Source organism: Pseudomonas sp. GW821-FHT09E12, assembly GCF_059416085.1.
This window is the reverse complement of record NZ_JBWKOM010000013.1, coordinates 76,571-90,615: the sequence shown is the minus strand read 5'-3', so window position 1 is coordinate 90,615 and position 14,045 is coordinate 76,571. Positions and strand designations below refer to the sequence as shown.

Genomic DNA, 14,045 nt, shown 5'->3' with positions numbered 1-14,045 from the left:
ATGGGGCGAAAGGCGTCAGGGTAAAGCATTGCCGGCAAGCTTACCTGTAGGAGCGAAGCTTGCTCGCGATGCCGGCGACTCGGTTTTCCAGATGGACCGCGTGCACAGGTTTTTGGGGCTACTGCGTAGCCCATCGCGGGCAAGCCTCGCTCCTACCATGGGTATTACAGCTTGGCCTGCACCGCCGGCAGCGCATCCTTGCCGTCGAGGGTCTTCACTCCGTCCAGCCACTTGCCCAGCACTGCCGGATTGGCCTTGATCCAGGCCTTGGCTGCGTCAAAGTTGCTGACCTTCTTGTTGGCCACCTCGGCCATGATGCTGTTCTCCATTTCCTGGGTGAAGCTCAGGTTGCTCAGCAGTTTGCCGACGTTCGGGCAGGCCTGTGCATACCCCTTGCGGGTCAGGGTGTAGACGCTGCCGGTGTCGCCGAAGTACTTCTCGCCGCCCTTGAGGTAATGCATTTTCAGCTGCACGTTCATCGGGTGCGGGGTCCAGCCGAGGAAGGTGACGAACTTCTGCCGTTTCACCGCCCGCGAGACTTCGGCGAGCATCGCCTGTTCGCTGGACTCGATCAGTTTCCACTGGCCAAGGTCGAAGTCGTTCTTCTTGATGATCTCCTGCAACGACAGGTTGGCCGGGGCCCCGGAGCCGATGCCGTAGAGCTTCTTATCGAACTTGTCTGCATACTTATTCAGGTCGTTGAAGTCATGCACGCCGGCGTCCCAGACATAATCCGGCACCGCCAGGGTGAACTCGGTGCCGTCCAGGTTCTTCGCCAGCTGGATGACCTCGTCATTGGCCACGAACTTGTCGTAGAAGCCCTGCTGCGCCGGCATCCAGTTGCCCAGGAACACATCCACCTGGCCGTCCTTGAGCCCGCCGAAGGTGATCGGTACCGCCAGGGTGTCGATCTTGGCCTTGTAGCCCATGCCGTCCAGCAGGAAACCGGCGATGGCGTTGGTGGCGGCGATGTCGCTCCAGCCCGGGTCGGCCATCTTCACCGTCTCGCAACCCTGTTCGGCCCAGGCCAGGGCCGGGACCGAAACACTGCCCAGCGCCAGAAGCACGGCCGTCACTGCTGTGGATAACCTTTGCATGCTCTTCCCCTTACGTTATTGGTTTTGGCAGGGTTGTGGATAACGAGCCTTGCGCTCCAGATCGTCGAGGTCGATGTGGTTGCGCATGTATTGCGCACTGGCGTCGACCAGTGGCTGGTGGTCCCAGCTCTTCAGTTTGCCGAGGCTCAAGGCGCCCGCGACGAAGCGACGGCGGCGCTGGCTGGCGAGTACCTGTTGATGGATGGCCGGGATATCCCACTTGGCCCGCGCCTCGCGGAGAAAATCCTCGAATAGCGGGCGATGTTGCGGCGATTGGCTGAGTTCTTCCTGCTCGCGCGGGTCGTTGGCCACATCGAACAGCAGGCACGGGTCGTCTTCGCTGTAGATGAACTTGTAGCGGCCGCGGCGAATCATCATCAGCGGGCTGATGGTGCCTTCGGCCATGTACTCGCCGAAGACTTCGTCATGCCCGCCCTGCCCTTGCAGGTGCGGCACCAGGGAGCGGCCATCCAGCGCCAGGCCAGGTTGCAGTTGGCCTCCGGCCAGTTCCACCAGGGTCGGCAGCAGGTCGGCGGTCGAGACCGCCTGGCTTACCCGGCCGGCGGCGAACTGCCCCGGCGCGCTGACCAGCAGCGGCACCCGCGCGGCCATTTCGAACCAATGCATTTTGTACCAGAGGCCGCGCTCGCCGAGCATGTCGCCGTGGTCGCCGGAGAAGACAATGATGGTGTCGTCGCTCAGCCCGGTTTCCTCCAGGGTTTCCAGGAGTTTGCCGACGTTGCTGTCGATATAGCTGCACGCACCGAAATAGGCACGACGCGCATCGCGGATCTTATCCACAGGCAGCGGCTTGTCCCACAGGTCATAAACCTTGAGCAGGCGCTGGGAGTGCGGGTCGAGCGCGTCCTGGGCCGGGGTCTGTGGCAGCGGAATATCTTCGTCGCGGTACAGGTCCCAGAAGGCCTTGGGAATGGTGTACGGGTCGTGCGGGTGGGTCATCGACACGGTCAGGCAGAACGGTTGGTCGCCGTCTTCGCGAACGTGATCGAACAGGTACTGGCGGGCCTTGAACACCACCTCTTCGTCGAAATCCAGCTGGTTGGTGCGCACGCATGGCCCGGCCTGCAGTACCGAGGACATGTTGTGGTACCAGCTCGGGCGCACGTCCGGTTCGTCCCAGTTCACCGCCCAGCCATAGTCGGCCGGGTAGATATCGCTGGTCAGGCGTTCTTCGTAGCCGTGCAGTTGGTCCGGGCCGCAGAAATGCATCTTGCCTGACAGCGCGGTGCGGTAGCCCAGGCGGCGCAGGTAATGGGCGTAGGTCGGGACGTCGGCGGGGAAGTCGGCGGCGTTGTCATAGGCGCCGATCTTGCTCGGCAACTGGCCGCTGACCAGGGTGAAACGCGAGGGCGCGCACAACGGGCTGTTGCAGTAGGCGGCGTCGAATACCACGCCCTGGGCGGCGAGACGGCTCAGATGCGGCAGCTTGATGGGCGATTGACCGTAGAACGGCAACATTGGCGCGGCCATTTGATCGGCCATGATGAAAAGAATGTTCTTGCGCTTCATGTATTCGCGGCATTCCATAGTGGGCAGTTATGCGAAAGTGCTGCGATCGAGGATGTAACCCGTGGCTTTCACGGTAAAGCCCCTGTACGGCAATGACTAGGATAAGCACAGCTTATGTATGAAGCGCTTGGCGATCTATCCCTGGACCTGTTCCGCGTCTTCGAGGTGGCGGCGCGCCAGCGCAGCTTTACCGCGGCGGCGGTGGAGCTGGGCACCACCCAACCGGCTATCAGCCAGCAGATCAAGCGGCTGGAGGACCAGCTCGGTACCCGGCTGTTCGACCGCATCTACCGGGGCATCGAACTGACCGAGGCCGGCAGCCAGTTGTTCGAACAGGTGCAGGCTGGCTTGCAGAGCATCGACAGCGGCCTGAGCGCCATCACTGCCCAGCACCAGCACGAGGTGTTGCAGGTGGCCACCGATTTCGCCTTCGCCGCCTACTGGCTGATGCCGCGCCTGCATCGCTTCCACGCCGCCAATCCACAGGTGGATGTGAGCCTGGTCACCAGCGAGCGCAGCCACAACATGCTGCGCACCGATATCGACGTTGCCGTGCTGTTTGGCGATGGGCGTTTCAAGCAGGGTGAAAGCCATTGGCTGTTCAATGAGGAAGTGTTTCCGGTGTGCAGCCCGCTCTTGCTCAAGGAGCGGCCGCTGCCTCTCGGCGCCCAGTCGCTGCTGGAGTTTCCGCTGCTGCATTTGAAGGGGGAAAACAGCAGCCACTGGTTCGACTGGAGCGGCGTGTTCCGCGAATTGGGGATCGCCACCCCGCCGGCGCCGGGGCAGCTGCGTTTCGACAACTACACCCTGCTGATCCAGGCGGCGATCGGTGGCCAGGGCGTGGGCATTGGCTGGCGCCACCTTGTGGATAACTTGCTGGCGCAAGGTCTGTTGTGCCGACCGATCAGCGAAACGCTGATCTCCCGCTACGGCTATTACGTGGTCCTGCCCCAGCGCAAACGTCGCGGGGCGCTGATCCAGCGGTTTTTCGACTGGCTGATGGCCGAGCAGGCCGACAGTGCGCAATCTTTGACCGGGCTGGGCCTGCCGTCGATTGCCATCTGAGGTTTGGGGTTGGCGTGGAAGCCATCGCGAGCAAGCTCGCTCCTACATGGGATCGCATAACCTTCTGTAGGAGCGAGCTTGCTCGCGATAAGGATTCAACATACGAAGTTCACATGTTCGCCCACGTGCAGGTTCAGCTGCTGTTCATCGGCAATGCCGGCAGCCACCCGGGCGAGTCGCTGCACTGGCTCGTCCAGCTTCGGCGGGAGGCTGCCGGCGGGCTGGCTGAAATGCTCCAGGGTCAGCCCGGGCGTGCTTTGCGGTGCATTCACCAGGGTCCAGCGCAAGGTGTTGCCTTGCAGCGCGTCGAGGATGGCTTCGGCCGTCTGGCGGTGTGGGTAGCCTTCCATCTCCGGCTGGTCCAGCACCTCGAAATGCCCCACCAGGAACAGGCGCCGGACGCCCGCGGCCTGCATGCCAGCGATCAGCGCTTCGACCGCGCGAAGTTGCTCCCGGGGTTCGAGCAGCAGGTTTTCCTGCTGTTCAAGGCCCATGGGCAGCCCCGGAGCATCCAGCAGGCAGGCCACCACGTCGCCTCCGGCCACGCTTTGCCTGACCCGTTCGGCATCGAACAGGTCACCGCATTTGGTGCGCAAACCGGGAAGGGGGGCGAGGGCCGTCAGGTCGTCGAGAATGGCGATGACTTCATACTGGCGTCGCAGGAATTCCGCCATCAGCGCGCTGCCCAGGCTGCTCATGGCACCGTAGAGCACCAGTTTGACCACCGGGGTTTCGGCATTTTTCATGGCGCGGCTCGTTTCTTTACACTGGTAAGGTTATGACCTGTGGGCTGTCGCCAGGGTTCGACTTTGTCATGAGAGGTTCCATGCAACGCATCAAGGGCTATCACGCCCATGTCTATTTCGACGCCAGCACCATCGACCAGGCGCGGGCCCTGTGCGAGCAGGCGGCGCAATTGTTTCCGTTGAAGATGGGGCGGGTGCATGAACGGCCGGTCGGCCCGCACCCGGACTGGAGCTGCCAGCTGGCGTTCGAGCCGCAATACCTGGGCGAGGTGTTGCCGTGGCTGGCGCTCAATCGCAACGGGCTGGTGGTATTCCTGCACCCCGATACCGGCGACGACCTGAAGGATCACACGGAGCATGCGGTCTGGATGGGGGCGATCCGGCCGCTGGACCTGTCGATTTTTTGAGTTTTTTCGCGAGCAAGCTTGTTTCCCGTAGGAGCGAGCGGGCGGCGATCCGACTTGCCCGCGATGAACGCTGATGCGGTCCGGGGGGCTGCATCGTCTCCTTCGCACGCAAGCTGTGCTCCTACATCATGGCGTGATCAATACAACACGCCATCGAGGATCTCGTAGACGATCCCCGTGCCTACCGCGATCAGCACGATATCGGCGCCCATGCGCCGCCATTCATAACCCGGGTAGTACGGCAGGTGCGCCAGGGCGCGGTTGTCCAGGCGTTCGCCGTAGTAGCCGCGGGGCAGCGGCTGGCCGCGCACCAAATGGATGCCGTGGGGCGGTGGCGCGCCGCGTACGAAGTAGGCGTGGTTGTCGCGAATGGTCTCGCGCACCGGGCCGAAATCCCGAGGCGGGCCACCACGGCGGTCGGCCTGCGGGCCGCGATGTTCATCGCCCCGATTATCCCCGCGATTGTCTCCTCGATTGTCGTAGCGACCCGGTTGCGGGCCGCCGCGGTCGTGGTCGTCACGTGGGTCCGCGACCGCGTGCAGCAGCGGGCTGGCGCTGAGCATCAGCACACCGAGACCGGCAATCAGGCGTTTGGGCATTTTCATCGGGTCTTCCTCAGAGCACGAACAACAAAAAGGGGCTCAGAACCTGGTTCTGAACCCCTTGGTCTTGCTGGTTAGTCTGTGGACTCTGAGGCGAATTCCTCTGTATCAGGAACTTTACCCTTGGTTGACACGGGCTTGACGCACCCCTTCGGCGAGGGAGGCGCAGAGGCTCAGCACACCCTCCACGGCCTGCTCGGAACTGCTGGCATTGGCGATCTGGTCGATCAGCGCCGAACCCACCACCACACCGTCAGCCAGGCGGGCGATGGCCGCGGCCTGCTCCGGGGTGCGGATGCCAAAACCGATGCTGATCGGCAGGTCGGTGTGGCGACGCAGGCGGGTCACCGCCTCTTCCACGTGCTCCAGGGTGGCGGAACCGGCACCGGTCACACCGGCCACGGAGACGTAGTAGACGAAGCCCGAGCTGCCGTTCAGCACCTTCGGCAGGCGCGCGTCGTCGGTGGTCGGCGTGGTCAGGCGGATGAAGTCGATGCCGGCGGCCTGGGACGGGTCGCACAGCTCGGCGTTGTGCTCGGGCGGCATGTCGACCACGATCAGGCCGTCGACCCCGGCTTCCTTGGCTTCGGCGATGAAGCGCGGTACGCCGTAGTGGTGGATCGGGTTGAAGTACCCCATCAGCACCAGCGGCGTGTCGTTGTTGCCGGCGCGGAACTCGCGAACCATTTGCAGGGTTTTCGCCAGGTTCTGCTTGGCCTCCAGGGCGCGGATGTTGGCCAGCTGGATCGCCGGGCCGTCGGCCATCGGATCGGTGAAGGGCATGCCCAGTTCGATCACGTCGGCGCCGGCGGCCGGCAAGCCCTTGAGGATCGCCAGGGAGGCGTCGTAGCCCGGGTCGCCGGCGGTGACGAAGGTCACCAGGGCGGCGCGGTTCTGTTGCTTAAGCTCGGCAAAGCGCGTTTGCAGGCGGCTCATCAGTGTTTCTCCTGCTGGGATTGCTCTTGTTGAGAGTGTTCCATGTGGTGCATCACGGTTTGCATGTCTTTGTCGCCGCGGCCCGAGAGGTTGACCACCATCAGGTGATCCTTGGGCAGGTTCGGCGCGCGCTTGAATACTTCGGCCAGGGCGTGGGCGCTTTCCAGGGCCGGGATGATGCCTTCCAGGCGGCAGCACTGGTGGAACGCGGCCAGGGCTTCGTCGTCGGTCACCGAGGTGTATTCGACGCGGCCGATATCGTGCAACCAGGCGTGTTCAGGGCCGATGCCCGGGTAGTCGAGGCCGGCGGAAATCGAGTGGGCGTCGATGATCTGGCCATCCTCGTCCTGCAGCAGGAAGGTGCGGTTGCCATGCAGCACGCCAGGCAGGCCGCCGTTCAGGCTGGCCGCGTGCTTGCCGGTCTCGATGCCGTAGCCGGCGGCTTCGACGCCGATGATTTGCACGCTCTTGTCGTCGAGGAACGGATGGAACAGGCCCATGGCGTTGGAGCCGCCACCGATGCACGCCACCAGGCTGTCCGGCAGGCGGCCTTCCTGGGCTTGCAGCTGTTCGCGGGTTTCCTTGCCGATCACGGCCTGGAAGTCGCGGACCATGGCGGGATAAGGGTGCGGACCGGCCACGGTGCCGATCAGGTAGAAGGTGCTGTCGACGTTGGTCACCCAGTCACGCAGGGCTTCGTTCATCGCGTCCTTCAGGGTGCCGGTGCCGGCGACCACCGGGATCACTTCGGCGCCCAGCAGCTTCATGCGGAACACGTTGGCCTGCTGGCGCTCGATGTCGGTGGTGCCCATGTAGATCACGCAGTCCAGGCCGAAACGGGCCGCCACGGTGGCGGTGGCCACGCCGTGCATGCCGGCGCCGGTCTCGGCGATGATGCGTTTCTTGCCCATGCGCCGCGCCAGGAGGATCTGGCCGATGCAGTTGTTGATCTTGTGCGCGCCGGTGTGGTTCAGCTCTTCGCGCTTGAGGTAGATCTTGGCGCCGCCGCAGTGCTCGGTCAGGCGTTCGGCGAAATACAGCGGGCTGGGACGGCCGACGTAGTCGCGCTGGAAGTAGGCCAGTTCCTTGAGGAACTCCGGATCTTCCTTGGCCGCTTCGTATTCGCGGGCCAGGTCGAGGATCAGCGGCATCAGGGTTTCGGCGACGTAACGGCCGCCGAACGCGCCGAACAGGCCGTTGGCATCAGGACCGTTGCGCAGGTTGGTCTGGTTCATGGGGCGCTCCCGGTGATTCGTCAAAAGGGTGAATGCTGGAAAGACAATGGCGTTCACTCTACCCCCTGACGTCCCAGACTGAAAACCGATAAGATCGCCACAACCTGTCAGGAAAACTCACATATTCCATGAGCCACGACCTGCCCCCGCTGAACGCCCTCCGGGCCTTCGAAGCCACCGCCCGCCTGAACAGCGTCAGTCAGGCGGCCGAACAGCTGCACGTCACCCATGGTGCGGTCAGCCGCCAGTTGAAGGTGCTCGAAGAGCATCTTGGGGTGAGCCTGTTCGTCAAGGAAGGGCGCGGCCTTAAACTCACAGATGCCGGTGTGCGCCTGCGCGATGTCAGCAGCGATGCCTTCGAGCGCCTGCGCACGGTCTGCGCCGAGCTGAGCCAGAGCACCGCCGATGCGCCCTTCGTGCTCGGCTGTTCCGGCAGCCTGCTGGCGCGCTGGTTCATTCCGCGCCTGGGGCGGCTGAATGCCGACCTGCCGGACCTGCGCCTGCACCTGTCGGCCGGCGAAGGCGATCTCGACCCGCGCCGTCCGGGGCTGGACGCCTTGCTGGTATTCGCCGAGCCGCCGTGGCCGGCGGACATGCAGGTCTTTGAGCTGGCCAGCGAGCGCATCGGCCCGGTGCTCAGCCCGCGCTACAGCCGTTACGAGCAACTGCGCGAGGCGCCGGCCAGTGCGCTGCTCAACGAGACGTTGCTACAGACCACCTCGCGCCCGCAGGCCTGGCCCAGCTGGGCACGGCAGAACGGCATCGACGCCGGGGCGCTGAAGTTCGGCCAGGGTTTCGAGCATTTGTATTATTTGCTGGAGGCCGCGGTGGCCGGGCTGGGCGTGGCGATCGCACCGCAGCCGCTGGTGGCCGAGGACCTGCGTGCCGGACGCCTGGTTGCCCCATGGGGCTTCTGTGAAACCCCGGGGCAACTGGCGTTGTGGCTACCCAAGCGCGCCGCGGACGGGCGTGCCCGGCAACTGGCGCAGTGGCTCAGCAACGAGCTGCGCCAGACGCCTTAATTGCCGCGCTTGCACAGCAGGTAAGCGGCCAGCAGGCCCAGCGCGCCCACGGCGACGCCGGCGGTGGTCCAGGGGTGCTGCTGGGCGTAGTCGCGGGTGGCGATCCCGGTTTCACGGGTTTTCACTTTGACTTCTTCATAGGCATCGCTGAGCAGGCTACGCGAATGTCTCAGCGCGCTCTCGGCGTTGCTTTTCAGCGCCTTGAGGGTTTTGCGTGATTCGTCCGAAGCGTCGTCCTTGAGGCTCTCCAGGGACTTGAGCAGACTTTCGATCTCGGCTTCCATGCTTTCCAATGAGGCTTTGCGTAACGAAGTGTTGGCCATGGTGGCTCTCCTGCATTGTTGATTGAGGGTCTGTAGGGTCCGACTGCGCGGCCTGGCGAAAGTGCATTAAATCTGCATGACGATGGGCCGGGGCTTATTCCAGTGTTGCTGGTAATCGCTGCTAGGCTTTGATCTACCTCATAAGGAGAGCGCGCCATGTCTGATCATCACACCTACAAGAAAGTCGAACTGGTCGGTTCGTCCCCTAGCAGCATCGAAGACGCCATCAACAATGCGCTGGCCGAAGCCAGCAAAAGCATCAAGCACCTGGAGTGGTTCGAGGTCACGGAAACCCGTGGGCATATCAAGGATGGCAAGGCCGCGCATTTCCAGGTCACGCTCAAAGTCGGTTTCCGCATTGCCAACAGCTGAACCTGGGCTAGGCTGTTGAACTTGTGCGCTGGCCGATTGCCATAGGGAATGGCAAAGCGCTATATCTGCCTCGATGCCGAGCAAGCCGGGGCTTGACGCTTATTTGATTCGACCAGGGAATGTGACCGATGAAAAAACAGGTAATGGCTTTAGTGTTGTTGAGTGTCGCGGGAACAGCCCTTGCTGCCGGCAAGCCATGCGAAGAGCTGAAAAGCGAAATCGCCGCGAAGATCGACGCCAAAGGCGCGTCGGGTTATTCGCTGGAAATTGTCGAAAAAGGCAGCGCGACTGACGGCAAAGTGGTCGGTACCTGCGAAGGCGGTACCAAGGAAATCGTCTACAAGCGTGGCTGAGCCCTTGTAGCAATGAACAAAGCCGACGCGCTGCGTCGGCTTTTTTGTGCCCGGCGTTTAGCCAGGCCAGGCGTGCCCCTGTAGCCGTTGCCGCAGGCTGCGATCGCGACCTAAGGGCGCGCAAGGCCTCTGGATCACCCAGTCCCTTCGGCCCGATTGCAGACTCAACCCTTCATCACTTGCGCCAGCAGTTCGTAGGAATGCAGGCGGTCGGCGTGCTCGTACAGGTCGCAGGTGAAGATCAGCTCATCGGCGCCGGTCTGTTCGATCAGCACTTCGAGCTTGGCGCGGATCTTCGCCGGGCTGCCGATCATGGCCAGGCCGAGGAAGCTGCCCACCGCCTCTTTTTCATGGGGCAGCCACAGGCCGTCCATGCTCTTCACCGGTTTGCGCTGCACCAGGCTCTGGCCGCGCATCAGCGCGAGGATCCGCTGGTACACCGAGGTCGCCAGATAGTCGGCCTGTTCGTCGGTATCGGCCGCCACCAGCGGCACGCCGAGCATCACGTAAGGCTTGTCGAGCACGGCCGAAGGCTTGAAGTGATTGCGGTACACGCGAATCGCCTCGTGCATGTAGCGCGGTGCGAAATGTGAGGCGAAGGCGTAAGGCAAGCCGCGCTCGCCGGCCAGTTGCGCACTGAACAGGCTCGAGCCCAACAACCACACCGGCACCTGGGTACCTGTTCCTGGCACCGCGATCACCCGTTGTTCCGGGGTGCGTGGGCCGAGGTAGGCCATCAGTTCGGCCACGTCTTCAGGGAAGTCGTCGGCGCTGCCGGAACGTTCGCGGCGCAGGGCGCGGGCGGTCATCTGGTCCGAACCCGGCGCGCGGCCCAGGCCCAGGTCGATACGCCCCGGGTACAGGCTTTCCAGGGTGCCGAACTGCTCGGCGATCACCAGCGGCGCATGGTTGGGCAGCATCACGCCGCCAGAGCCGACGCGAATGCTCGAGGTGCCGCCGGCCAGATAGCCCAGCAGCACCGAGGTCGCGGAGCTGGCGATACCGTCCATGTTGTGGTGTTCGGCGACCCAGAAGCGGGTGTAGCCGAATTTCTCTACATGGCGGGCCAGGTCCAGGGAATTGCGCAGCGATTGCGCCGGGCTGCCGTCCTCGCGCACGGGGACCAGGTCGAGGGTGGAAAACTTAACGTCGGACAGTGGTTTCATGAACCTGCTTCTCCTTTGATGTGCAGGCCTTTGTCATGAGCCAAAACCTGCCGAATGCTGTAAGCCTGTCTCATGCAATGTGGGCATATACCCGAGTTTCAATAGCCAGGCTGAATTCGCTGTCCGGATAAACGGCGGATTCAGACAGGATGAACTTCGCCGGGCCTTCTATCCTCTAGAACCCTGAGTAGCAGAAAACCACAAGGGCGCGGCCTTTCGCGCCCGTTCTCGAGGAGACAGACATGAGCATCATCAAGAAAGCATCGGCTCACTGGGAAGGCGACCTGAAAACCGGCATTGGCTCGATTTCCACGGAAACCGGGGTACTGCGCGATGCACCTTACGGCTTCAAGGCGCGTTTCGAGGGCGGCAAGGGCACCAACCCGGAAGAACTGATCGGCGCCGCGCACGCGGGGTGTTTTTCCATGGCCTTCTCGATGATTCTCGGCGAGGCCGGGCTCAAGGCCGACAGCATCGACACTAATGCCGAAGTGACGCTGGACCAGGTCGATGGCGGTTTTGCGATCACCGCGGTGCACCTGATCCTCAAGGCGAAGATTCCCGGCGCCAGCCAGCAGCAGTTCGATGAGCTGAGCAAGAAGGCCAAGGAAGGTTGCCCGGTGTCCAAGGTGCTGAATGCCAGGATCAGCCTGGATGCGACGCTGCTCAGCTGACGGTGTTTTAACCTGCCCTGTCGCTTCGCGAGCCAGCTCGCTCACGCCTTCGAACCCATCGGCGCGAACTGGCTCGCGATTGCACTCCTGCCGAAACTCCCGCACCCGATATGCGCGGCGTCAGAACTCGATTCATGAAAATGTGGTCGAATGCACGACTGCAGGCTCAGCCCATGACCATGGGCGCTGCATCAAAGGGAGCTCCACATCATGAAACGTTTTGCCCTGGCAGTTGTTTGTTGCGCGCTGGCCACCTCGACCCTGGCGGCTCCGAAGGATTGCGAAGAACTCAAGAAAGAGATTGAAATCAAGATCCAGGCCAACGCCGTGCCCTCCTACACCTTGGAGATTGTCAGCAAGGAGGAGGCCGAAAAGCACGACGTGGCCATGGTGGTCGGTACCTGTGAAAACGGCACCAAGGCAATCATCTATCAGCGCAACGACAGCTGATCGTTCAGATCACGCAGTTGACCCTATGGTCTTCGGCCAGCAGCTCACGCTTGGCGTTGTACAGCCGGGCACTGGGAGTGAAACCCAGCGAGCGGGCTTCCAGCAGGTAACGCTGGCCGGCTTCGAAATGGTCGTAGCGCACGCTCAGGTAGCACAGGCGCTCGGCCGGATCGTTCATCATGCCGAGGCGCCCGCTGAACACCTCGAAATCGAAACGCACCATCAACTCATGACTGCCCGGGGTGACCTGGAAATAGCGGCCGTCGGTCAGGCGCTGGTTGTCCAGGCGCTCGGCCATCAGCAGCTTGCCGCCCGGCGTCGGGGTGGCGAAATCGACCCAGGCCTGTTGCGGGTCCACCGCCGGCAGGGGGCTGGAGCAGGCAACGAGGCCGGTCAGGGCAAGCAGCAGCAAGGGTTGGCGCATGAGGTCGGGCCGTCCGGGGAAAGGCCTCAAGCATAGCGCCGATCAGGTGCGCTGGCAGCCCGCCGGTTGGCCGGTACCCACCAGATTGCGCTGCTGGTCATAGAGCTTGGCCCAGGGCCGGAAGCCGATATTGCCGGTCTGCAACTGATAGCGCTGGCCGGCGTTGAAGTCCTTGTATTTCACATTCAGCTGGCAGTCGCGCCACAGCGGTTTGCTGTCCGGGCCGATGTTGGTGGGCTCCACGGCGAACTGGTAGCGCACCTTCAGCTCATGGTTGCCGGGCTGGACCTCGAAATATCGACGGTCCACCCAGGCCTTTTCGTCGACCTCCAGCGCCTGCAGGGCGGTGTCCTGGTGGGTGTCGAGGTCGATCCAGGCTTGCGTCGGATCGGGGGCGGGCAATCCGGCACAGCCGCTCAAGGTCAAGAGTCCGGTGGTCAGCAGCAACACGCGCATAGCGAAACTCCAGGCAGGCGAGATAGTCTTGGGGGCAGACTCTCGAAGGATGATTCGATTTGATTAGGCCGCGTTCAAGCCATGGGTTACTTGATCATCTTTTGCGCTTTTTGTTTCCGGGCTTGCTGCTTTTGTCGCTCAACGGTTGTTCCAGCGTGGGTTACTACGGCCAGCTGGCCAGTGGCCAATGGCAGCTGTTGCAGGCCCGCACGCCGGTCGAGCAGGTCATCGCCGACCCGGCTCGCGACCCGTTATTGCGTGCCCATCTGGCCCAGTCGCAGAAAGCCCGGCTTTTTGCCAGCCAGCACCTGCACCTGCCGGACAACCAGAGCTATCGCCTCTACGCCGACATCGGCCGGCCCTACGTGGTGTGGAATGTGTTCAGCACCCCCGAGTTTTCCCTGAGCCCCAAGACCCACTGCTTCCCGATTGCCGGCTGCGTGGCCTATCGCGGCTACTACAGCCAGGGCGCGGCCCGGGGCGAGGCGGCCTTGCAGAAACAGCAGGGCATGGATGTGGCCATCGGTGGGGTGGAGGCCTACTCGACCCTGGGCTGGTTCAATGACCCGATCCTCAGTTCGATGCTGCATTGGGGCGACGAGCGCCTGGCGACCCTGATCTTCCACGAGCTGGCCCATCAGCGCTTTTATGTGAAGGACGACACCGAGTTCAACGAATCCTTCGCCACCTTCGTCGAGCAGGAAGGCACCCGGCAATGGCGCGCGGCCCGCGGCCTGGCGCCGGCCAGCGATGCCCTGGTGAAGCAGAAGGACCAGTTCATCCAGCTGATCCTCGATACCCGCCAGCGCCTGGAACGCCTGTATGCCCTGCCACTGCCAACCGAGCAGATGCGCCAGCGCAAGGCCGCCGAATTCGAACAGCTGCGCCGGGATTACCGGCAGCTGAAGGACAGCCAATGGCATGGCGACTCGCGCTACGACTTCTGGATCAATATCCCGCTGAACAATGCCAGGCTGCTGCCTTTTGGCCTGTACGACCAGTGGGTGCCGGCGTTTGCCGCGTTGTTCAAGCAGGTGAACGGGGATTGGCCGGCCTTTTACCAGGCCGTGGAGAAGCTCGGCGCGCTGCCGGCTGAAAAGCGCAAGGCGGCGTTGCAAGCCTTGATGGGCGGCGCCTGAAAGCAAGCCTTCGCGGGCAAGCCTCGCTCCTACACCAAACTCTGCATA

Annotated in this window: 18 protein-coding genes; 8 read left to right on the top strand and 10 right to left on the bottom strand. The window is 63.0% G+C overall.

All coding sequences use genetic code 11. The annotated features are described in order from the left end of the window. Positions 1 to 164: 164 nt before the first annotated feature. Both choX and betC read right to left on the bottom strand, forming a co-directional pair. Positions 165 to 1,097 (bottom strand): choline ABC transporter substrate-binding protein, encoded by a 933-nt coding sequence (choX, locus tag AC07PQ_RS29665; protein ID WP_493186698.1) that lies wholly within the window; start codon positions 1,095 to 1,097, stop codon positions 165 to 167. Between the two features lie 15 nt (positions 1,098 to 1,112). Beyond that, a complete protein-coding gene (gene betC / locus AC07PQ_RS29660; RefSeq protein WP_493186697.1) occupies positions 1,113 to 2,627 on the bottom strand; it encodes a choline-sulfatase in 1,515 nt (504 codons plus the stop codon). Positions 2,628 to 2,741: 114 nt separating this feature from the next. Here betC and AC07PQ_RS29655 point away from each other — a divergent pair, with 114 nt between their 5' ends. Then, positions 2,742 to 3,692 (top strand): choline sulfate utilization transcriptional regulator, encoded by a 951-nt coding sequence (locus tag AC07PQ_RS29655; protein WP_493186696.1) that lies wholly within the window; start codon positions 2,742 to 2,744, stop codon positions 3,690 to 3,692. 95 nt (positions 3,693 to 3,787) lie between these two features. On the opposite strand, the gene AC07PQ_RS29650 is transcribed toward AC07PQ_RS29655, so the two are convergent. Then, on the bottom strand, positions 3,788 to 4,438 hold the full coding sequence (locus AC07PQ_RS29650) for an NAD(P)-dependent oxidoreductase (RefSeq protein WP_493186695.1): 651 nt from the start codon (positions 4,436 to 4,438) through the stop codon (positions 3,788 to 3,790). Positions 4,439 to 4,518: 80 nt separating this feature from the next. Here AC07PQ_RS29650 and AC07PQ_RS29645 point away from each other — a divergent pair, with 80 nt between their 5' ends. Next, complete coding sequence (locus AC07PQ_RS29645) at positions 4,519 to 4,845, top strand: DOPA 4,5-dioxygenase family protein (protein WP_009046239.1); 327 nt, start codon at positions 4,519 to 4,521, stop codon at positions 4,843 to 4,845. Between the two features lie 137 nt (positions 4,846 to 4,982). On the opposite strand, the gene AC07PQ_RS29640 is transcribed toward AC07PQ_RS29645, so the two are convergent. The 3 genes from AC07PQ_RS29640 to trpB all read right to left on the bottom strand — a co-directional run bounded on the left by AC07PQ_RS29640 (position 4,983) and on the right by trpB (position 7,618). Further along, on the bottom strand, positions 4,983 to 5,450 hold the full coding sequence (locus AC07PQ_RS29640; RefSeq protein ID WP_053263229.1) for an anti-virulence regulator CigR family protein: 468 nt from the start codon (positions 5,448 to 5,450) through the stop codon (positions 4,983 to 4,985). 114 nt (positions 5,451 to 5,564) lie between these two features. Then, positions 5,565 to 6,383, bottom strand: coding sequence for a tryptophan synthase subunit alpha (trpA, locus tag AC07PQ_RS29635; RefSeq protein WP_007926182.1), 819 nt, complete (start codon positions 6,381 to 6,383; stop codon positions 5,565 to 5,567). Then, positions 6,383 to 7,618, bottom strand: coding sequence for a tryptophan synthase subunit beta (trpB, locus tag AC07PQ_RS29630; protein WP_009041495.1), 1,236 nt, complete (start codon positions 7,616 to 7,618; stop codon positions 6,383 to 6,385). Before trpB ends, trpA begins: the two co-directional genes overlap by 1 nt. 128 nt (positions 7,619 to 7,746) lie before the next feature. On the opposite strand from trpB, the gene AC07PQ_RS29625 reads away from it, so the two are divergent. Then, positions 7,747 to 8,640, top strand: a complete 894-nt coding sequence (locus AC07PQ_RS29625) for a LysR family transcriptional regulator (protein WP_124337469.1) — start codon at positions 7,747 to 7,749, stop codon at positions 8,638 to 8,640. Here AC07PQ_RS29625 and AC07PQ_RS29620 read toward each other — a convergent pair. Further along, positions 8,637 to 8,963, bottom strand: a complete 327-nt coding sequence (locus tag AC07PQ_RS29620) for an ElaB/YgaM/YqjD family protein (RefSeq protein ID WP_007926179.1) — start codon at positions 8,961 to 8,963, stop codon at positions 8,637 to 8,639. The two genes, AC07PQ_RS29625 and AC07PQ_RS29620, sit on opposite strands and share 4 nt — an antisense overlap. Before the next feature lie 156 nt (positions 8,964 to 9,119). On the opposite strand from AC07PQ_RS29620, the gene AC07PQ_RS29615 reads away from it, so the two are divergent. Then, on the top strand, positions 9,120 to 9,335 hold the full coding sequence (locus tag AC07PQ_RS29615; protein WP_007926178.1) for a dodecin: 216 nt from the start codon (positions 9,120 to 9,122) through the stop codon (positions 9,333 to 9,335). A gap of 128 nt (positions 9,336 to 9,463) precedes the next feature. Next, positions 9,464 to 9,688 carry a DUF1161 domain-containing protein gene (locus AC07PQ_RS29610; RefSeq protein WP_053263232.1) on the top strand — a complete coding sequence of 75 codons (225 nt, stop codon included), beginning with the start codon at positions 9,464 to 9,466 and terminating at the stop codon, positions 9,686 to 9,688. 164 nt (positions 9,689 to 9,852) lie between these two features. Here the strand turns inward: AC07PQ_RS29610 and AC07PQ_RS29605 are convergent, their stop codons facing one another. Next, positions 9,853 to 10,854, bottom strand: a complete 1,002-nt coding sequence (locus tag AC07PQ_RS29605; protein WP_009041499.1) for an LLM class flavin-dependent oxidoreductase — start codon at positions 10,852 to 10,854, stop codon at positions 9,853 to 9,855. Between the two features lie 242 nt (positions 10,855 to 11,096). Between AC07PQ_RS29605 and AC07PQ_RS29600 the strand changes: the two genes are divergently transcribed. Continuing rightward, a complete protein-coding gene (locus tag AC07PQ_RS29600; protein WP_007926175.1) occupies positions 11,097 to 11,528 on the top strand; it encodes an OsmC family protein in 432 nt (143 codons plus the stop codon). 210 nt (positions 11,529 to 11,738) lie between these two features. Further along, positions 11,739 to 11,978 carry a DUF1161 domain-containing protein gene (locus tag AC07PQ_RS29595; protein ID WP_007926174.1) on the top strand — a complete coding sequence of 80 codons (240 nt, stop codon included), beginning with the start codon at positions 11,739 to 11,741 and terminating at the stop codon, positions 11,976 to 11,978. Positions 11,979 to 11,982: 4 nt separating this feature from the next. Here the strand turns inward: AC07PQ_RS29595 and AC07PQ_RS29590 are convergent, their stop codons facing one another. Beyond that, positions 11,983 to 12,402 (bottom strand): PA0061/PA0062 family lipoprotein, encoded by a 420-nt coding sequence (locus tag AC07PQ_RS29590; protein ID WP_007926173.1) that lies wholly within the window; start codon positions 12,400 to 12,402, stop codon positions 11,983 to 11,985. A gap of 42 nt (positions 12,403 to 12,444) precedes the next feature. Next, positions 12,445 to 12,858, bottom strand: a complete 414-nt coding sequence (locus AC07PQ_RS29585; protein ID WP_493186694.1) for a PA0061/PA0062 family lipoprotein — start codon at positions 12,856 to 12,858, stop codon at positions 12,445 to 12,447. Between the two features lie 59 nt (positions 12,859 to 12,917). Here AC07PQ_RS29585 and AC07PQ_RS29580 point away from each other — a divergent pair, with 59 nt between their 5' ends. Next, positions 12,918 to 13,997 carry an aminopeptidase gene (locus AC07PQ_RS29580; protein ID WP_493186693.1) on the top strand — a complete coding sequence of 360 codons (1,080 nt, stop codon included), beginning with the start codon at positions 12,918 to 12,920 and terminating at the stop codon, positions 13,995 to 13,997. Positions 13,998 to 14,045: the final 48 nt, after the last annotated feature.